This window comes from Pseudomonas campi, from assembly GCF_013200955.2.
Lineage (GTDB): Bacteria > Pseudomonadota > Gammaproteobacteria > Pseudomonadales > Pseudomonadaceae > Aquipseudomonas > Aquipseudomonas campi.
On record NZ_CP053697.2, the window covers coordinates 1,076,139 to 1,094,745 of the forward strand.

Sequence of the window (18,607 nt, forward strand, 5' to 3'; positions counted from 1 at the left end):
ACACGCAATACCAACAGACATCACATACCCAATTAGCTGTAGCGACTAAACACCGATACAGCAAACGAATTGCTTGACGACCATAGAGCGTTGGAACCACCTGATCCCATCCCGAACTCAGTAGTGAAACGACGCATCGCCGATGGTAGTGTGGGGCTTCCCCATGTGAGAGTAGGTCATCGTCAAGCTCCTATCCCCAAACCCCCAATCCGTGCAAACGGGTTGGGGGTTTGGCTTTGTGCGCTAGAAAAGTTCTGGGCGCTGAGCGTGGCTTTTTTAGCGTGCGAGCAGGCGCCGTTGCTTGCCTTGCGGTACCTTATGCCGTGTTGTGCTACTCGATTACTTGCAAGCAGGCCTTTCTGCTTATTCTGGGAAAATTCTCCCTAGGCATCGTCCGATCTGGAATGGAGTCTGATTTCGATCATGACCGAGCTAAAAACAGCCAAAACCCGTCGCACAACCAACTGGTCGGCGATCTGGATCCTACCCCTCATCGCTTTGTTGATCGGCGGCTGGCTGGGCTGGCGTGCCTATAACCAGGCCGGTATCGAGATTCAGGTGTATTTCCCCAGTGGCGATGGGATTCAGCCCGGCAAGACTGAGGTGATCTTTAAAGGTATGCCGATTGGCAAGGTCATCGGGCTGGAGATTGACGACAGTGGCAAGCAGCGTGGCGTACGCGCCACGATCGAAATGGATAAGCGTGTTGAGCAGCATCTGCGCAGCAACACACGCTTCTGGCTGGTCAAGCCGAGTGTTTCCCTGGCGGGTATTACCGGTCTGGAAACCCTGGTTTCCGGTAACTACATCACGGCCAGCCCGGGTGAAGGTGAGCCGACTCGTGAGTTCACGGCCCTCACCGAGCCACCACCACTAGCGGACACTGTTCCGGGGCTTCACCTCACGCTCAAGGCTGATCGTCTCGGCTCGCTGAATCGTGACAGTCCGGTGTTCTACAAGCAGATCCAGGTCGGGCGGGTGAAAAGTTACCGGCTTGCCGAAGATCAGAGCACGGTTGAAATCAAGCTGTTCATCCAGCCGGAGTTCGCCTCTCTGGTGCGCAAACATACGCGTTTCTGGAATGCCAGCGGTGTCACCATCGATGCCGGTCTGTCTGGGGTCAAAGTGCATACCGAGTCGCTGGCGAGCATCGTTGCGGGCGGCATCGCCTTTGCCACGCCGGAGCACCGTAAGGACAGTCCGCCCACTGACCCGAGCCTGCCATTCCGCCTCTATGAAAACTTCGATGACGCACAGGCGGGCATCAAGGTCGCGCTCAAGCTGCATGAGTTCGATGGTCTAGAGCCTGGCCGAACGCCGGTGATGTACAAAGGCATCCAGGTTGGCTACATGAAGACCTTCAAGGTCGACCAGGATCTGAGCGGTGCCAGTGTCGAGCTGATGCTGGATCCACGTACCGAAGACTATCTGGTTGAGGGTACGGATTTCTGGATGGTCAAACCGTCGATTTCCTTAGCCGGCATCACGGGTTTGGAAGCCCTGGTCAAGGGTAACTACATTGCCATTCGCCCAGGTGAACCTGGAGGCGCACAGGTTCGCGAGTTTGTCGCTCGCGACAAGGCGCCGCCTATGGATTTGGGCGCGCCTGGCCTGCATCTGGTTCTCTTCAGTGACAATCTGGGCTCTCTGGAAGTGGGTAGTCCCATTCTCTATCGCCAGGTCAAGGTCGGTAGCATCCAGAGTTACCAGTTCGCTAAAGATCAGAAACGCGTGGTCCTGGGCGCGCACATCGAGCCCGAGTACGCCAAGCTGGTCAACAGCTCTACACGCTTCTGGAATGCCAGTGGCATCAGCCTTACAGGCGGACTCTCGGGGATCACGGTCAAGAGCGAGTCCTTGCAGAGCTTGCTGGCCGGCGGTGTTGCCTTCGATACCCCAAATCTGGAGGCTTCTGTCAGTCGCAAGATTCAGCGCTTCACGCTGCATGAGGATCGTGAAAAAGCACTGCAGGAAGGTGTAACCATTCAGATCAAGGTTGTTAGTGGTGATGGTCTCAATCCCGGTACACCGATTCGTTATAAAGGCATCGAGGTAGGCAAGGTTGAAACCGTCGAGCTGACGGATGATCTGCAGGCCGTGCTGCTCAATGCCCGGATTACCAAAGCGACTGCACGAGTTGCCAGTGTGGGTAGCTCTTTCTGGGTGGTCAAACCCGAGTTGGGTCTGGCGCGCACTGCCAATCTGGAGACTTTGGTCAGCGGTCAGTATCTGGAAGTATCACCCGCGAGCAAGGCCGGTAAACCTCAGGCCTATTTCGAGGCGCGCATGCAGGCGCCAACGAGTGATGTGCGCGAAACAGGTCTGCGTGTCGTACTGAGCACCGCTCGCCGTGGTTCGATCAAACCAGGCGTGGTGATCAGTTATCGGGAAGTCCCGGTGGGCAAGGTGACCCATTTCGAGTTGGGGCCAACCTCTGATCGCGTGTTGATCCATGCGCTCATTGAGCCGCGTTATGCACCCCTGGTGCGCAGTGGTACGCGCTTCTGGAATGCCAGCGGTATTGGCGTCGAAGCCGGCTTGTTCAAAGGCCTGAAAGTACGCACGGAATCCCTTGAAGCTTTGCTGGAGGGCGGTATTGCTTTCGCCACGCCGGACAATGCGTTGATGGGCGGCCCAGCTCAGCCGGGGCAGACCTATGCACTGAACGACGAGGTTAGCGAAGAGTGGCTGAAGTGGGCGCCGAAGATCGTGCTGGACAAGTAAAGTGAGGGAATCGGGCGGATTCAGTTTGAGTTAAGTCGACTTGGCTATCTTGGTGTCTGTCGAAACCAACTACCCCTAGCGAGACTGAACATGAACAAGCTGACCGCCCTGTTTGCCATCACTGCCCTTGCCGCCACTGCCGGTATCGCCCAGGCCCGCGATCTGGGCCCGGATGAAGCGCTGAAACTGCGCGACGCCGGCACCATCCAGAGTTTCGAGAAACTCAACGAGGCGGCCATCGCCAAGCACCCCGGCAGCAAGGTCGAGGAAACCGAGCTGGAAGAGGAATACGGTCGCTACATCTACCAGGTCGAGCTGCGTGATGCGCAGAACGTGCAATGGGACCTGGAGCTGGATGCCACCAGCGGGCAGATCCTCAAGGACCAGCAGGACAACTGATTGCCACGCTGGATAACGAAAGGGCCGCATTAGCGGCCCTTGTCGTTTCTACTCCCGGATTGCATCCGGGCTACCCTAGGCCGGCTGGCCTTCCGGCTCGGCGGTTTTCACCACCTCGCGGCGCTTGATGTACTTCCAGTCCGCCTCGTCGATATAGATGCCGTTCGGCCCGCTACCACCTTCCAGGTCGATGGCCACATGGGCCGAGACCTGCGGCTTGACCGAAGCCAGGATCGGCACGAAGCCCAGCTGCAGGCTGGTCTCGATCAGCGCCTGCTGGTTGCGCTCGTCGATGTCCGCCGCCTCGTCGAGGTAGTAGGGCAGGCGCACCTTGCCGGCCTGCTCGCGGTCCATCAGGTGCAGCAACAGGTACATGTTGGTCAGCGCCTTGATGGTCATGGTCGTGCCGTTGGACGCCGCACCGTCGATGTCGGTGTGCATCACAGGCGCGCCGCCGACCTTGGTGATCTCGAAGGCCAGCTCGAACAGGTCCTTGAGGCCCAGCTGGTTGTGGTTGGCCGCCACCAGGCGCGCCAGGTACTCCTTGGCCTCCTCGTTCTTCGCGTCCTGATCGCCGCTCTGCTGCAGATCGAACACCGACAGGGTCTCGCCTTCCTCGTACTTACCGGCGCTGTGGATGATCTGGTCGATATGCTTGAGCGCGTCCTTGTTCGGCGCCAGGACGATGCGGAAGCTCTCCAGGTTGGACACCTGACGCTTGTTGATCTCGCGGTTGAACAGCGCCAGCTGGTGTTCCAGGTTGTCGTAGTCGCTGCGGATATTGCGCAGGGTGCGGGCGATATCGGTGACCGCCGCGCGTCTGGCCTTCGCTAGAGTGAGCGCTTCGTCCTGGCGGTGCGCGTAGGCGTTGACCAGCAGGTGCAGGCGACGCTCGACGTCGTCCTCGCTGTCGAACTTGGCGACGCCCTTCAGGCGCACCTGGGCGTACAGCGCCTCGATCTGCCCGTCGATGCGCTGCAGTGCCTGCCAGCTGTCCTGGTAGTCGTTGAGCAGCGGTTGCAGGTTGTCCAGCGAGTCGTCGACCGGGTCCATGAACGGCGTGCCGAACGGCAGGTCGGCCGGCAGCAGCTGGCGACGGCGCAGGGCGTCTTCCAGGGTGCGTTGCTTGGCTTCCAGGTCGGCCAGCTGACGGCCGACCAGCTGCAGCTTGGCGGACAGTTGCTGCACGCGCTCGGTGAAGGCATCCGCTGCGCGCTTGAGTTCGTCCTGGGCAGCTTCCAGCTGGGCCAGTTGCTCCAGCTTGCTGGCATCCTCGGCGGACAGGGTCTGGCAGCGGCGGAAGTCTTCCAGCGCCTTTTGTGCGTCCAGCACGTCCTTGTACAGCTGCTCGGCCTGGGCCTTGCTCGCCGCGCGGTCGGCGGCCACCGCCTGCTGGGTTTTCAGTTGCTTGAGCTCGCGCTCCAGGCGGTCGCGCTGGTCGCGCAGGGCGGCGCGGTCGGCCAGGGCCTGCAGGGCCGGTGGCTCGATGTGCGACAGGTCGATGGACAGGCCGGGTACGCTGAACTGCTCGCCCTTGAAGCGATCCAGCACCGCCTCGATGGCTTTGACCCAGTCATCGCCCTCGGCCTGGATGCCTTTCTCGCCCAGCGGCAGGCTGAACAGCTGGCCGTTGAACAGGCGCATCAGGCGGTCGACATCGGCCTGGCTGAACTCCTCGCGCAGACGCGAGTAGCTGTTGTTGTCGGCGTGGTCGAGCTGCTGCTTGACCGACTTCAGGCGTTTTTCCAGATCGCGCAGACGCTCGTCGAGATCCTCGGCGGAGAACTGCCGCGACTGCGCCAGGGCGCCGGCCAGTTCGTCGTGGGCGTCCTTGGCGGCGAGCAGATGTGCTTCCAGCACTTTCACATCGTCGACCAGGGCGAAGCGGTTCTTCAGTACGGCCAGCTCACCCATCCAGCGCTGGATCTCGCTGATTTCGCGTTCCAGGCGCATCAGCTCCTGGGTGCCGCCGCGCTGCTCGTGCTGCAGGCCGTCCTGCTCGCCACGGTAGTGTTCGTGCTGGGCCAGCAGTTCGTCACGACGTGCGCCGGAGTAGTCCTGCCAGGCACCGAGCAGGTTATCCAGCAGCGGTGACAGGCGATGCAACTTGCCGCGCAGCACTTCACGCTGGGCCACGCCTGCAGACAGCGCCTCGATCAGCGGGCCGGCGGTGACCAGGGCCTGATAGTCCTGCTCCATGCGGCGCACGTCGCGGAAGGCTTCTTCGGTCGCAGCGATGTAGTCGACGCTGCCGGAGCGCAGGCTGTGCTCGAAGGCATCGAGGAACAGCTGCTTGAGCTTGGCCGCGGTGATCTCGCGCATATGCAGCAGGTTGATGAACAGGGCGCGGAAGGTCTTCAGGCTCTGCTCGCTGGTGGAGCGCAGCGGGATCAGGGTCAGGTCCAGCGGAATCGAGGTGTGCCCGCCAACCAGCAGGCGACGCAGTTCGTCGGGCTTCAGCTCATAGGCGACGATGCCGGCCTGGCCTAGGTTGTTGAACAGCTCGCGCTGGCGCAGGCAGGTGCCGTTGCTCTGGTAGTGCTGCAGATCCAGCTCGCCACGGTAGGCGAAGAACTGGTGGCCGAAGCCGCCGCCCGGGCCGCGACCGGCCACGCCGATCACATGCGGGCCGTGGGGCAGGGAAACTTCGACGAGGATGTAGCTGGTGTCGCTGGCGAAGTAGAACTTGCGCGAGGCCTCCAGGCTGTACTTGCCGAAGCTCATGTCCGACATGCGCGCCAGGATCGGGAACTGCAGGGCGTTGATCGACGCCGATTTACCCAGGTTGTTGGCGCCGTACACCGACAGCGGGTTTTCCAGCGGGAACAGGCCGAGGCTGTAGCCGGCGGTGTTCAGCAGGGCGAAGCGGCGGATGCCGTAGCGTTCCTGGCTCATGCGTCGATCTCCTGGGCTTCACGTTCTTCGGCCATGGCGCGGGCCAGGGCGTCTTCCTCGTTTTCTTCGCGGGCGATTTCTTCGGCCGGCTCGATGATCACAATGTCTTCTTCGACCTCATCGGCAACCAGTACCGGTGTCGGCAGCGGCAGGGCGCTGTGCAGGCTGGCAGCGAGGTCGCGGTCCTGCTGCACGGACAGGCACACGTCGAGGAAGCGGTGCATCGGTGCGAGGAAGCGGTACACACCGTTGTCCTCGCTGGCGAAGCCGAGCTGGGTCAGGCGGCGCATGACCTTCTCTTCCAGTTCTTCCTGGGTGGTGACTTCGGCCTGCAGGAACAGGTCCTTGTACTTCTCCAGCAACGGCGGCAACTCGTCGCGGCCGAGGCTGCCGCCATCGAGCACGGCCAGGGGGTCGCGGCCCTGGTCGGCGAGGTGCTCGACCAGGATGAAGGTGAACAGCGCCAGGCGCTGGGCGGTCTTGTTCACCTGGGCGCCCATCTGCTCGGGGACGAAGTAGTAGAAGCCGCGGGTGTCACAGGTCAGCTCGTAACCGAGCGACTTGAACAGCGCGCGGTACTGGTCCTGCAGGTTGGACAGTTGGGTGTACAGCTCCGGGTCGCGGCGGCTGATGTGATAACCCTTGAACAGCTCGCGGAAGATCGGCGCCAGCTGGGTCAGTTCTTTCAGGTCGATATTCATACGCGATGCTCGCAGGCAGTCGTAGGGTGGAAAACCGCGCAGCGTTTTCCACCGGAGGGTTCGAGGTGCTGGCTGGTGGACAAGCAGAGCGTTGTCCACCCTACACAAGGCTTAGCCATTGGGGCGGCCTATCAGGGCGTAGGAGCTCAGGCTGACCTGATGCTCGCGGGTGAGGTAGTCGCGGCGCTCGAGGCGCTCACGCTGGAAGCGGCTGTCGCGCGACAGGCGCGAGAACCAGTAGAGCAATTCGTCGGTGGCGCCGGTGGGCTCCTGCTCCAGCAGCCAGACCATCAGGTCCGGCAGCGGCAAGGCCTGCTCGCAGCGCTCGAGCATTTCGCGGGCGGTGCGCGGCGCGCGTTGCGGTTCGCCCTTGCGCGTGGTGCTGGCCTTGGGGAACTGCGACGGTTTGGGCTCGAAGCGGGCGAGGGCATACACGTACGCCTCGACTTGCGAGGCGGTGCCGAGGAAGGTGCTCTGCGGGCGCGTATGCAGCGGCAGCGAGGCTTGCGGCACGGCGTCGAGGCCCTTCTTGCGGATCGCCGCCAGGGCCAGCGCCGCGCCACGGGTCACGGCGTTGTGCCGGCGCGCTTCCTCGCGCAGCGGCAGCAGCAGCTCGCGGGCCTTGCGCAGGGTCAGCTGGGCGGTGGTCTGCATTTCCAGGATGCGCGCGTGGGTGCGCAGCAGCAGGTCGTCGTCGACCAGCTGGCCGAGGCGCTGCTGTTCACCGAGCAGCTTGAGCAGCACCTGCTCGACGCGGCGCACACCCTGCTCGAAGGCACCGTCGGCAGCCACCAGCTGGATCATCGGCTCGACGTATTCGTCCCAGGTCGCCAGCACTTCGGCATAGCGCTGGCGCAGCGGAATCTGCCGGTCGCTGGTCTTGGCCCGCTCGGCCACGCCGATCAGCGCCTGCTCGTCGTTGCCGAGCTTCTTCAGCACATCGCGCACGCGCATATCGAGCAGACGCAGCTGGCGGGCCAGATCGTTGCCATCACGGATCTCGAACGCGTCCTGGATATAGCCGGCCAGGCGCTCCAGGTGGCGCAGGTAGGCCTCGATTTCCAGGCACAAGCCCAGGCGGTGTTCGCGCCGCAGGTAGGCGAGGAAGTCGTGGATCTGCGCGTTCAGCTCGAAGCGGTTAGGGCTCTTGGCCACCGGCACCAGGATATCCAGGCGGATCCACTGGTCGAGCAGGGCGGTGATGTCGGCGGGGCTGCCCGCAGGCAGCTGCGCGCCGAGCTGGTTGCGCAGCTCGACCAGGCTCAGGGTGCCGGCATCGAAGCGCTCACACAGCGGTTCGAGTAGCGTCCAGTGCTCGGCGAGGGCGCGCAAGACGCGCTTGGGGTCAATCATCGGGGCATCCGTTCTGCTGGCTGCTTTCTTATAAAGCGCGGAATTGTACTGCAAAGGTGTGGGGCTGGCCGACCGGGTGTCGAAACGCCCGTCGGCCTTCCCCGCAGCGGCGATTCAGGCCACAATTCCCGCCCATCAGAGTGGGCCCGCCGCCCGCCACAGGAACTCTCAGCCTTGATCGAAGAAGCCCGTCGCCGTGCCTATCTGACCGCCATGCAGGTGGTCAGCTGGCTGCCGCGCAGTGTGTTGCCCTTTGCTGCGCCATCGCGGGCCGAGCTGCTGCAGCCATTGCCCGAGCCGGAGCCGCAGGTCGTCGCGCCGCCGGTAGCGGCTGCCGCGCCGGCTGCGATACGCGAAGAGGCGCCGGCACCCCGCCCGAGCATCGAAGTGCCGCGCCCGGCCGTGCCGATGCCCAAACCGATGATCAAGTCTGAGCCAGCCGCGACCGAAGCAGAAGAAACCCCTGCACCGACCCGCGCTGCTCCCGTGGCGCCGCCGCGCTTCGCCCTGCAATTGCTGCGTGCCGGCGACTGCGCGCTGCTGGTCGAGCTGCCCACCGGAGAGTCGTTCCAGAGCCGCGACCCGGCCTATCTGCTGTTGAAAGACCTGCTGCGCGCCGCCGGCCTGCCGGACAGCCCGCAACAGGTTGGCGACGGTTCACCGATCCGTTGGCCGCTGCTGTCGCGCGGCAACCTCGACCAGGGTCCGGATGCGGCCCGTGACTATGTGCAGGGCGTGCTCGCCGGTCAGCTGGAAAGCCAGCCCTGCGCCTGCCTGTGGCTGATCGGCCTGCCCGCCATACGCTTTGCTGGTGAAGGCGATGCCGACAGCTACAACCGCGAACTGACCATCGATGGCCTCGGCCCTGCCTGGGCGCTGCCGGGGCTGGAGCTGCTGATGGACGAGCCCGAGCGCAAGCGCGAGCTGTGGCAGGCCATGCGCCGGGTGATGCAACGCTGGAAGCCGGCCGTATGAGTGGCGCCATCACCTTCCGCCCGATGACCGAGGCGGACCTCGACCGCGTGGTGCAGATCGAGGCCGCCGCCTTCAGCCACCCGTGGAACCGCAACCTGTTCGCCGATGGCCTCAAGTCCTACGACTGCTGGGTGATGTTTGAGGGCGACGAGCAAATCGGGCACGGCATCATCCAGGTGATCATCGACGAGGCGCACCTGCTCAATATCACCGTGCGCCCGCAGAGCCAGGGCAAGGGCTACGGCCTGCAGCTGCTGGAACACCTGATGCGCCGGGCCATGCAGCTGAACGCTGGCGAGTGCTTCCTCGAAGTGCGTGCCAGCAACCAGTCGGCTTATCGCCTGTACGAGCGCTACGGTTTCAACGAGATCGGCCGGCGCCGCGACTACTACCCGGCAGCGGGTGGGCGCGAAGATGCGCTGGTGATGGCCTGCACGCTGCTCGACTGAGTACTGTTCGGCAAAACCAGCCTTTCGGGCCCGCGCTGGCACGAGCGAGTGGCTACCAGCGGATAGAATGGCGCTCCATCTAAAAGGAGTGATTGCCATGGAACAGGCAAACCAGAGTCCCCAGTCCGCCATCAATATCGATCTCGGCACCCTGCCGCTGCAGCTTGAGGTGCCCGGCTTCGAGACCTTCTACGAAGAGCACCGCCTGGCTAACGAGGACTCGTCGTTGGCGACCATCCTCAGCTTCATCGGCTATGGCGTACTGATCGTTGGCGTGCTGACCCTGATCTTTGGTCCGGAAAGCGTCATGGTCAGTACGTTCAGCGGGCCGGACTTCTTCCAGATGATCCAGCTCTATCCAGGCCCCATCGCTTCGGTGGGCTTTCTGATCGTTTCCGGCGCCGCGCTGCTAAACGGGCAGAAGGAGCAGCTGACCCCCGAGGCCTACCTGCTCAATCACTACCCGATCGAGCCGCAAGGCGAGTTGCCACAAGGGCAGAAGTTGCAGATCGGTTATCTCGGTGACAGCCGCTTCCTGCTCAGCGGCGTGGTTACTGATGAGACCCCTGGCGAGAGCCCAGCAGGCGCCTGAGCCGCGGCTTGCTTGTCAAAGTCCAGGCCGCTCCGTATGGTGCGGCGCGAGCCTGGAGGATTAGCCATGAATGATCTGCAGCACCTGTTCGACAACAACGCGCGCTGGGCCGAGTCAGTCAACGAGAAGGACCCGGAGTTCTTCGCCAAGCTGGCCAAGCAGCAGACTCCCGAGTTCCTCTGGATCGGTTGTTCGGATGCGCGGGTGCCGGCCAACGAAATCGTCGGTCTGTTGCCGGGCGATATCTTCGTCCACCGCAACGTCGCCAACGTGGTGCTGCATACCGACCTCAACTGCCTGTCGGTGATCCAGTACGCGGTCGACGTGCTCAAGGTCAAACACATCCTGGTTACCGGCCACTATGGCTGCGGCGGTGTGCGCGCGGCCATGCAGGACCGCCAGTTCGGCCTGATCGACGGCTGGCTGCGCTCGATCCGCGACCTCTACTACGAGCAGCGCGAGCACTTCGCCGCGATCGCCGACGAGGAAGACAAGGTCGACCGCCTCTGCGAGCTCAACGTCATCCACCAGGTGGCCAACGTCAGCCACACCACCATCGTGCAGAACGCCTGGCACCGCGGCCAGGAGCTGGCGGTGCACGGCTGTATCTATGGCATCAAGGATGGTCGCTGGAAGAACCTCAACGTGACCGTCAGTGGCTTGGAGCAACTGCCGCCGCAATACCGCCTGCGCCCGGCCGGCCAGTCCTGAGGTGCCGCGCGCGCAACTGCTCGCCTGGCTCGGCTTGGCCCTGGCCAGCCTGTTCTGGGCCGGCAACTCGTTGGTGGCGCGGGCTTTCAGCGGCCCCATCCCGCCGCTGTCGCTGGCCTTCTGGCGCTGGGCTGTAGCGCTGGCCATAGTTCTGCCCTTTGTTGCTCCCTCGCTGTGGCGTTACCGCCAAGCGCTACGCGCCGCCGGCTGGCGCCTCTGGGTAGCGGCGCTATTGGCGATCACGCTCTACAACTGCCTGCTCTACACGGCGGCGCTGAGCACCGCGGCAATCAATCTCAGCCTGGTCAGCACCTGCCTGCCGCTGGCGACCTTTATCGGCGCCGGCCTGTTGCTGGGCGAATGGCCGGCACGGCGGGCCTGGGTCGGGCTTGGCTTGGCGTTGCTGGGGCTGATATGGCTGATCGCCCAAGGCAACTGGCAGATGCTCAGCACCCTGTCGTTTGCCCAGGGAGACCTGCTGATCTTGCTGGCAACCCTGGACTGGGCGCTCTACTCCTTGTTGTTGCGGCGCTGGAACCGTTACTTCCAGATTCCGCCCTTCACCTTGCTCGGCGCGCTGATCCTGCTCGGCCTGCTCATGCTGGCGCCCCTCTATGCCTGGGAGCTTGGGCAGGGCGCGCGGTTCGAACCAAGCCTGGAGAACCTCGCGGCGATTGCCTACACCGCGCTCTTCGCTTCGGTGCTGGCTTATCACTTGTGGAACATCGGCCTGCGCGAACTCGGCGCGGCGCGTACGGCGATGAGCAACTACCTGATGCCGGTATTCACCGCACTACTGGCCTGGCTACTACTGGGGGAGGGCTTGCAGAGCTATCACTGGATTGGCGGGGCGATGATCTTTGCCGGCCTCTTGTTGGCGGGCCGTACGCAGCAAGCCTAGTGGTGCAAGGCATGCTGCCAACACCAGCGGGGCGCCACCCGTGGTGCTGTACAGTGCGCCGGGGCTTCTGCATAATTCGCGGCCCGCTTTCATGCCCGGATGGCGAAATCGGTAGACGCAGGAGACTTAAAATCTCTCGGCCGCAAGGTCATGCCGGTTCGAGTCCGGCTCCGGGCACCACTCAATTCTTTCCTCATTCCTTGATGCCATAACTTTGCGCTTTCGCAGCCCATTGCGGCGTCTGCTTTTTAGTGCGCGTAACGAAAAAGGAGTTAGCTTTCGCTAACCCCTTCCACTTGTTGTGGCTACGCAGGGACTTGAACCCCGGCCCCCAGCATTATGAAAAAGCGGCACCCTCTATCGTAAAGGTTTAAACCCAGTAAAAGCGGGCCTCCTAGCTCCCTGTCTTCGTGGTAAGGCGTGGTTCCATGGAGAATCCTGCTCGTTTTGGGACACCTCCCTTTCCCATGCGACGCTGCCCCCTCTCTAGCCGAACCCTATCCGATGAGTGCTGTGAAAGGTGCTTTACAAAGTGCTTTTTGCGGTGCTAATTTGTGCTGGCTTAACCCCGTGCTCGCACAAATGACCTTATGAAGAAAAGACCTTAACCAAGATAGCTAGGCCACAGCAGACAGCCCAGATTAGCTCGAATAGAAGCTCAGACGGCTCGGCCATTACAGATAGCTTAGGTAGTCCAGTAGACAGGTGGATATGGCAATGACTTATGCGGTGCTGGCTGACGTTGCGGCGTCGGTGACAGACCTTAAAAAAGACCCAATGGGCACCATCCGCGAAGGTGGCGGTGAAACCGTTGTGATCCTCAATCGAAACGAGCCCGCTTTCTACGCAGTGCCTCCGGCACGCTACGAAGCAATGCTGGAGCTGATTGATGACTTGCGACTGGCTGAAATCGTACGTGCGCGACGTGGTGAGCCGACTGTCCAGGTAGAGATTGATGACCTCATCGCAGAAGCCGGCGGAGCCGGTTAAGACTAAGTACGCCCTGGAGTTCAACACGCAGGCGAAGAAAGAGTGGGACAAGCTAGGCAGCACCATCCAGCTACAGTTCGCCAAGAAGCTCAAAGAGCGCCTTGAAAGCCCCAGAGTCGAGGCAGACAAGCTCAGAGACATGCCTGATTGCTACAAGATCAAGTTGCGATCCATCGGCTATCGACTCGTCTATGAGGTGATTGATAACCGTTTGGTTGTCACCGTCATCGCAGTCGGTAAGCGCGAAAGGGGTAAGGTGTACGGCAGTGCATCAAGTCGAATTGTTTGAGTTTCAGTCTCTGAAGTAAATCTGCCAGTTTTCTTATTTTGGCAAGGTGTCGATTATGGAACAGGGTTCTCTTTCAGATAGTTGCTACTATGCCCTTACGCAAGAAGAGCGAGATTCGCTGTCTGTAATTAGAGAGCACTATAGCCGTAAGCAAATATTTAAATTTGATGTTGAGCGGGCACTGTTATTTATTGATTGCTCATATGAGGCTATGGGTAAGTCATATAGAGACAGAATTAATCAGGAAACTAAAATTTTTGGGCGCTATGATGGCGCCCTTGATGGCGTGTTTCTGATGATCGCAGATGCTTTAAGGCTTTATGATGAATCGTTTTGTTTTTTTGATACGCCCAAAGAAGCTTTGAATCGCCCCAGCTTTCCTAGACACTCTCCAAGCTCTGGAAATAGCGCTTTTCAAACTCCACTGGCGATAGCTGCATAGCGCTGCTGTGCCGGCGCTTGGGGTTATAGAACATCTCGATGTAATCGAACACATCACTGCGGGCTTCTTCACGGGTTCCGTAGGTTTTCCGTCGGATGCGTTCCCGCTTCAGCAACTGGAAAAAGCTTTCCGCGACCGCGTTGTCGTGACAGTTACCGCGTCGGCTCATGCTGCTGATCAGGTTGTTGGCCTTGAGGAAACTCTGCCAGTCCGAGCTGCTGAACTGGCTGCCCTGGTCGGAATGGATCATCACTTCCTGCTTGGGCTTGCGCCGCCACACCGCCATCAGCAACGCATCGATGGCCAGGTCGCTGCACATCCGAGGCTTCATCGACCAGCCGATCACTTGGCGAGAAAACAGATCCAGCACCACCGCCAAGTACAACCAGCCCTCATACGTGCGGATGTAAGTGATGTCGGTGACCCAGACCTTGTTCGGTTCACTGACATTGAACTGCCGCTCCAGACGGTTGGGCGAGGCCACCGTCGGCTTGCCACCGTAGTACCCGGGGCGCCGGCGATAACCGGTCTGCGAGCGCAGTCCCTCTCTCCTCATCAGGCGAGCCACACGGTGCCGGCCACAAGACTCGCCCAGCTCACGCAGGTCGTCGTGGATCTTGCGGTAGCCGTAGACCCCGCCGCTTTCCAACCAGGCATGCTTGATCAAGCCCAGCAGACGCTGATCTTCCTTGGCACGCGCGGATTTCGGCTCGGCCAGCCAGGCGTAGTAACCGCTGGGATGCACCTTGAGGGTCTGGCAGAGGCGCCGCACCGGGTACTCCACCGACAGCTTTCTGATAACGGCGTACTTCAGCCGGACTCCTTGGCAAAGTACGCGGCGGCCTTTTTTAGGATGTCTCGCTCTTCAGTCACTCGCTTGAGTTCGGCACGCAGGCGACGCAGTTCGGCCTGCTGATCATCTACCTGCTGCCGCTGTGCTTGCGGCTTGCTGTAGCGCTTTACCCAGGCGTACAGGCTGTGTGCGGACACGCCTAGACGCTCGGCCACATCGGCAACGCGCAAGCCGCGCTCGGTAATATGCTTGACCGCTTCGATCTTGAATTCTTCGGGGTAACGCTGGTTGCTCATGGCACCTCCTAATGGGCCTCATTATGAGGCTTGGAGGTGTCTACGAAACTAGGGGCGATTCAGGATGCAATCAATGACTCTGCCTATCGAAAGCTTAGTCGCAATTTCCGCGACCTATCTGTTCACTCATTTGCACCTAGGTTCATGGTCGGGCAAATCATGCGCGCATTTCGTTCGATTGAGCCTTGGCAAGAACTCGTGGAGCAACCGGGCGGCGGCTCCTTACTTGTAGATCATCCAACTAAGAAATGTGTCAGCTACACGATGTGTGTGCTGGAACCTTTTCCCCTCCGCGATGCATGCTCAGCTAGTCTTTCTGAGTACCAAAAAGTAGTGGCTGCTATGAGCGCATTTTCTCAGCTGCTTGAGGAGGTATGCGACAGCATGGATGCGATACCAGATCGCTTATCTGGACAGTCGTAGGCTGGGACAAGATTGAGACACTTGTGGGACACCCAGAAAACAAAAAAGGGTTTACCTTTCGGTAAACCCTTGTTTTGTTTGGTGGCTACGCAGGGACTTGAACCCCGGACCCCAGCATTATGAATGCCGTGCTCTAACCAACTGAGCTACGTAGCCGTTTGAGGCGCGCATTATTCTCGTCACAGCGTTTGCTGTCAAGCGTGTTTCGAGAAAATTTATGCGCGCTATCAAATGCTTAGACGTTGAAGCGGAAGTGCATCACGTCGCCGTCCTTGACGATGTAGTCCTTGCCTTCCAGGCGCCATTTGCCGGCTTCCTTGGCGCCGTTTTCGCCCTTGTACTGGATGAAATCGTTGTAGGCGACCACTTCGGCGCGGATGAAGCCTTTCTCGAAGTCGGTGTGGATCACGCCGGCCGCTTGCGGGGCGGTGGCGCCGATCTTGACGGTCCAGGCGCGGACTTCTTTCACCCCGGCGGTGAAGTAGGTCTGCAGGTTGAGCAGCTCGTAGCCGGCGCGGATGACGCGATTGAGGCCAGGCTCTTCGAGGCCGAGGGCTTCGAGGAACATGTCCTTCTCTTCGCCGTCGTCGAGTTCGGCGATTTCCGCTTCGATCTTGTTGCACACCGGCACGACGATGGCGCCTTCTTCATCGGCGATGGCCTTGACCACGTCGAGCAGCGGGTTGTTCTCGAAGCCGTCTTCGGCGACGTTGGCGATGTACATCACCGGCTTGCTGGTGAGCAGGTGGAAGCCACGTACCAGCTGCTTCTCGTCGTCGCCCAGGGCCTTCAGCAGGGTGCGTGCGGGCTTGCCTTCGGTGAAGTGGGGGATGAGCTTCTCGAGCAGGCCTTTCTGCGCCACGGCTTCCTTGTCGCCACCCTTGGCGTTGCGGCTGACCTTCTGCAGTTGCTTCTCGCAGCTGTCGAGGTCGGCGAAGATCAGTTCCAGCTCGATGATCTCGATGTCGCGCTTGGGGTCGACGCTGTTGGACACGTGGATCACGTTGTCGTCTTCGAAGCAGCGTACGACGTGGGCAATGGCATCGGTCTCGCGGATGTTGGCGAGGAACTTGTTGCCCAGGCCTTCACCCTTGGAGGCGCCTTCGACCAGGCCGGCGATGTCGACGAACTCCATGGTGGTCGGCAGGATGCGCTCGGGTTTGACGATCTCGGCCAGCGCGGCCAGGCGCGGGTCGGGCATCGGCACGATGCCGCTGTTCGGCTCGATGGTGCAGAAGGGGAAGTTCTCTGCCGCGATACCGGATTTGGTGAGGGCGTTGAACAGGGTGGACTTGCCGACGTTGGGTAAGCCGACGATGCCGCAGTTGAATCCCATGGTGTGTCCCTCGTGCCGATAAGGCGGTGAAAAGTGATTAGGTGGCTTTCTGGCTGTGCAGCTTGTGCATCGCTTTGGTCCATTCGCCAGCGAGCATTTCCGGCAGCACGCCGAGGGCGAAATCGATGCTGGTGTCCAGCAGGTCCTGCTCGCTACGCGGGGCGCGGCCGAGGACGAAGTTGGAGACCATGCTGCTGTGCCCAGGGTGGCCGATGCCGAGCCGCAGGCGGTGGAAAGTGTTCTGATTGCCGAGCTGGGCAATGATGTCGCGCAGCCCGTTATGCCCGCCGTGCCCGCCACCCTGTTTGAGTTTGGCGACGCCGGGAGGCATGTCGAGTTCGTCGTGGGCCACCAGAATGGCGTCCGGAGCAATCCGGAAGAAATTCGCCAGGGCCGCTACGGACTGGCCGCTGCGGTTCATGAAGGTGGTGGGGATGAGCAGACGAACGTCGCGGCCCTGATGGCTGAATTTGCCCACCAGGCCAAAATACTTTTTATCGAGGCTCAGGCTGACGCGTTCGCGGTCGGCCAGACGCTCAACGAAAAGGGCCCCCGCGTTATGCCGGGTCTGGTCGTATTCGGGGCCTGGATTACCCAGGCCGACGATCAGTTGCACGGCAGTCACGACGGGGGCCCTTCCTTAAGACGAGCTGAGTGGATTACTCGGCTGCGTCTTCTTCTTTGGCAACGCGGGAAGCGTGGATGTTGGCAACAGCCAGGTCGTTGCCGTGGGCCAGGGCCACCAGCTCGACGCCTTTCGGCAGTACCAGGTCGGACAGGTGAACGATCTGACCGACTTCCACTTTGGCCATGTCGACGTTGATGAATTCCGGCAGGTCTTGCGGCTGGCAGGAAACTTCAACTTCGGCGATGGTGTGGGACACTTCGCCGCCTTGCTGCTTCACGCCAACCGAGGATTCCTGGTTGAGGAAGTGCAGGGGAACGTGGGCGGTCAGTTTCTGGCCGGCTACGACGCGAACGAAGTCAGCGTGCAGCACGAAGCCTTTGGCCGGGTGACGTTGCAGGGCCTTGATCAGAACGGTTTCGGCGGTGCCGGCAACGTTCAGGGTCAGCACGTGGCTGAAGGCAGCTTCGTTTTCCAGCAGCTTGGCCAGTTCTTTGGCCAGCAGGCTGATCGATTGCGGGGCTTTCTCGCCACCGTAGATAACAGCCGGTACCAGGCTGGCGATACGACGCAGGCGGCGGCTCGCACCTTTCCCCAGGTCGGAACGCGCTTCGGCATTCAGGGCAAATTCAACAGTCATTTCACTTCTCCAAAATAACCAAACCGCCAGCTGCGCTTGCGACCAGCGTGCGGGCGGTTGGGCAAAAAGCCCCGCACAGCGGCGGGGCACAGGTCGCCAGGGATGTTCGCGTTAGCGGAACATCGCGCTGATCGATTCTTCATTGCTGATGCGACGCATCGCTTCAGCCACGACTGCTGCCATATCCAGTTGGCGGATGCGCGAGCAGGCTTGCGCCGCAGCGGACAGCGGGATGGTGTTGGTCACCACCAGTGCGTCCAGTACGGAGTTTTCAAGATTTTCAATGGCGCGGCCCGACAGTACCGGGTGCGTCGCGTAAGCGAACACCTTGGCGGCGCCGTGCTCTTTCAGCGCCTTGGCGGCGTGGCAGAGGGTGCCGGCGGTGTCGACCATGTCGTCGACCAGTACGCAGGTGCGGCCGTCCACGTCACCGATGATGTGCATCACTTCGGAGTGGTTGGCCTTCTCGCGGCGCTTGTCGATGATCGCCAGGTCAACACCCAGGGACTTGGCGACGGCGCGTGCACGCACCACACCACCGATGTCCGGGGAGACGATCATCAGGTTTTCGAAACGCTGGTCTTCGATATCGTCCACCAGAACCGGGGAGCCGTAGATGTTATCTACCGGGATATCGAAGAAGCCTTGGATCTGGTCGGCGTGCAGGTCGACGGTGAGCACGCGGTCGATACCGACCACGGTCAGCATGTCGGCCACTACTTTGGCGCTGATTGCCACGCGAGCGGAGCGCGGACGGCGGTCCTGGCGGGCATAGCCGAAGTAGGGGATGACTGCAGTGATACGAGAAGCCGAGGAGCGGCGGAAGGCGTCAGCCATCACCACCAGTTCCATCAGGTTGTCGTTAGTCGGGGCACAGGTCGGCTGAATGATGAAGACGTCTTTACCGCGAACGTTTTCATTGATTTCAGCGCTGATTTCGCCGTCGGAGAATTTGCCTACGGAGGCGTCGCCGAGTGGGATGTGCAGTTGGCGCACGATGCGACGCGCCAGGTCGGGGTTAGCATTCCCCGTGAAGACCATCATCTTGGACACGCGCAGTACCTGCCTGAGGG

At 61.2% G+C, this 18,607-nt stretch carries 18 protein-coding genes, 2 tRNA genes and 1 rRNA gene; 12 read left to right on the top strand and 9 right to left on the bottom strand.

The window, feature by feature from the left end; all coding sequences use genetic code 11:
- Positions 1-72 precede the first annotated feature (72 nt).
- The 3 genes from rrf to HNE05_RS04870 all read left to right on the top strand — a co-directional run bounded on the left by rrf (position 73) and on the right by HNE05_RS04870 (position 3,123).
- A 5S ribosomal RNA gene (gene rrf / locus HNE05_RS04860) occupies positions 73-188 on the top strand.
- A 235-nt stretch (positions 189-423) separates the two neighbouring features.
- Positions 424-2,724, top strand: a complete 2,301-nt coding sequence (locus HNE05_RS04865; protein WP_173203902.1) for a PqiB family protein — start codon at positions 424-426, stop codon at positions 2,722-2,724.
- A 90-nt stretch (positions 2,725-2,814) separates the two neighbouring features.
- A complete protein-coding gene (locus HNE05_RS04870; protein WP_173203905.1) occupies positions 2,815-3,123 on the top strand; it encodes a PepSY domain-containing protein in 309 nt (102 codons plus the stop codon).
- Between the two features lie 75 nt (positions 3,124-3,198).
- Here HNE05_RS04870 and mksF read toward each other — a convergent pair whose 3' ends face one another.
- The 3 genes from mksF to mksB all read right to left on the bottom strand — a co-directional run bounded on the left by mksF (position 3,199) and on the right by mksB (position 8,072).
- On the bottom strand, positions 3,199-6,018 hold the full coding sequence (mksF, locus tag HNE05_RS04875) for an Mks condensin complex protein MksF (protein WP_173203907.1): 2,820 nt from the start codon (positions 6,016-6,018) through the stop codon (positions 3,199-3,201).
- Entirely contained in the window at positions 6,015-6,719 is a 705-nt protein-coding gene (mksE, locus tag HNE05_RS04880) for an Mks condensin complex protein MksE (protein WP_173203909.1), read from the bottom strand. Before mksE ends, mksF begins: the two co-directional genes overlap by 4 nt.
- Positions 6,720-6,830: 111 nt before the next feature.
- The gene (gene mksB / locus HNE05_RS04885; RefSeq protein ID WP_173203911.1) at positions 6,831-8,072 is read right to left on the bottom strand and encodes an Mks condensin complex protein MksB; all 1,242 of its coding nucleotides are present in this window, start codon (positions 8,070-8,072) and stop codon (positions 6,831-6,833) included.
- Positions 8,073-8,246: 174 nt separating this feature from the next.
- On the opposite strand from mksB, the gene HNE05_RS04890 reads away from it, so the two are divergent.
- The 9 genes from HNE05_RS04890 to HNE05_RS04930 all read left to right on the top strand — a co-directional run bounded on the left by HNE05_RS04890 (position 8,247) and on the right by HNE05_RS04930 (position 13,421).
- Positions 8,247-9,047, top strand: a complete 801-nt coding sequence (locus HNE05_RS04890) for an energy transducer TonB (RefSeq protein ID WP_173203913.1) — start codon at positions 8,247-8,249, stop codon at positions 9,045-9,047.
- Positions 9,044-9,496 carry a ribosomal protein S18-alanine N-acetyltransferase gene (gene rimI, locus HNE05_RS04895; protein WP_173203915.1) on the top strand — a complete coding sequence of 151 codons (453 nt, stop codon included), beginning with the start codon at positions 9,044-9,046 and terminating at the stop codon, positions 9,494-9,496. The genes HNE05_RS04890 and rimI overlap by 4 nt, the downstream gene beginning before the upstream one ends.
- A 97-nt stretch (positions 9,497-9,593) precedes the next feature.
- Positions 9,594-10,088, top strand: coding sequence for a hypothetical protein (locus tag HNE05_RS04900; protein ID WP_173203917.1), 495 nt, complete (start codon positions 9,594-9,596; stop codon positions 10,086-10,088).
- Between the two features lie 66 nt (positions 10,089-10,154).
- Entirely contained in the window at positions 10,155-10,799 is a 645-nt protein-coding gene (gene can / locus HNE05_RS04905; RefSeq protein WP_173203919.1) for a carbonate dehydratase, read from the top strand.
- Between the two features lies 1 nt (position 10,800).
- On the top strand, positions 10,801-11,700 hold the full coding sequence (locus HNE05_RS04910) for a DMT family transporter (protein WP_173211604.1): 900 nt from the start codon (positions 10,801-10,803) through the stop codon (positions 11,698-11,700).
- A gap of 93 nt (positions 11,701-11,793) precedes the next feature.
- Positions 11,794-11,880: transfer RNA gene (locus tag HNE05_RS04915), tRNA-Leu, on the top strand.
- A gap of 537 nt (positions 11,881-12,417) precedes the next feature.
- Positions 12,418-12,690: a type II toxin-antitoxin system Phd/YefM family antitoxin gene (locus HNE05_RS04920; RefSeq protein ID WP_173203921.1), complete on the top strand. Its 273-nt coding sequence runs from the start codon at positions 12,418-12,420 to the stop codon at positions 12,688-12,690.
- On the top strand, positions 12,656-12,979 hold the full coding sequence (locus tag HNE05_RS04925) for a type II toxin-antitoxin system RelE family toxin (protein ID WP_173203924.1): 324 nt from the start codon (positions 12,656-12,658) through the stop codon (positions 12,977-12,979). Before HNE05_RS04920 ends, HNE05_RS04925 begins: the two co-directional genes overlap by 35 nt.
- Positions 12,980-13,034: 55 nt before the next feature.
- Positions 13,035-13,421: a hypothetical protein gene (locus HNE05_RS04930; RefSeq protein WP_173203926.1), complete on the top strand. Its 387-nt coding sequence runs from the start codon at positions 13,035-13,037 to the stop codon at positions 13,419-13,421.
- Here the strand turns inward: HNE05_RS04930 and HNE05_RS04935 are convergent.
- The 6 genes from HNE05_RS04935 to HNE05_RS04960 all read right to left on the bottom strand — a co-directional run bounded on the left by HNE05_RS04935 (position 13,360) and on the right by HNE05_RS04960 (position 18,587).
- Positions 13,360-14,510 (bottom strand): IS3 family transposase gene (locus HNE05_RS04935; RefSeq protein ID WP_173203138.1). Its coding sequence is split into 2 segments (ribosomal slippage): positions 13,360-14,273 and positions 14,273-14,510, totalling 1,152 coding nucleotides; the frame shifts between segments, so codons are not numbered across the junction. The genes HNE05_RS04930 and HNE05_RS04935 overlap by 62 nt on opposite strands.
- A gap of 502 nt (positions 14,511-15,012) precedes the next feature.
- Positions 15,013-15,089 (bottom strand) — tRNA-Met (locus tag HNE05_RS04940).
- Positions 15,090-15,168: 79 nt separating this feature from the next.
- Positions 15,169-16,269, bottom strand: coding sequence for a redox-regulated ATPase YchF (ychF, locus tag HNE05_RS04945; RefSeq protein ID WP_173203928.1), 1,101 nt, complete (start codon positions 16,267-16,269; stop codon positions 15,169-15,171).
- Positions 16,270-16,306: 37 nt separating this feature from the next.
- Positions 16,307-16,894, bottom strand: coding sequence for an aminoacyl-tRNA hydrolase (pth, locus tag HNE05_RS04950; protein WP_173203930.1), 588 nt, complete (start codon positions 16,892-16,894; stop codon positions 16,307-16,309).
- Positions 16,895-16,928: 34 nt separating this feature from the next.
- Positions 16,929-17,534 (bottom strand): 50S ribosomal protein L25/general stress protein Ctc, encoded by a 606-nt coding sequence (locus HNE05_RS04955; RefSeq protein WP_173203932.1) that lies wholly within the window; start codon positions 17,532-17,534, stop codon positions 16,929-16,931.
- 111 nt (positions 17,535-17,645) lie between these two features.
- Positions 17,646-18,587 carry a ribose-phosphate pyrophosphokinase gene (locus HNE05_RS04960; protein ID WP_173203934.1) on the bottom strand — a complete coding sequence of 314 codons (942 nt, stop codon included), beginning with the start codon at positions 18,585-18,587 and terminating at the stop codon, positions 17,646-17,648.
- Positions 18,588-18,607: the final 20 nt, after the last annotated feature.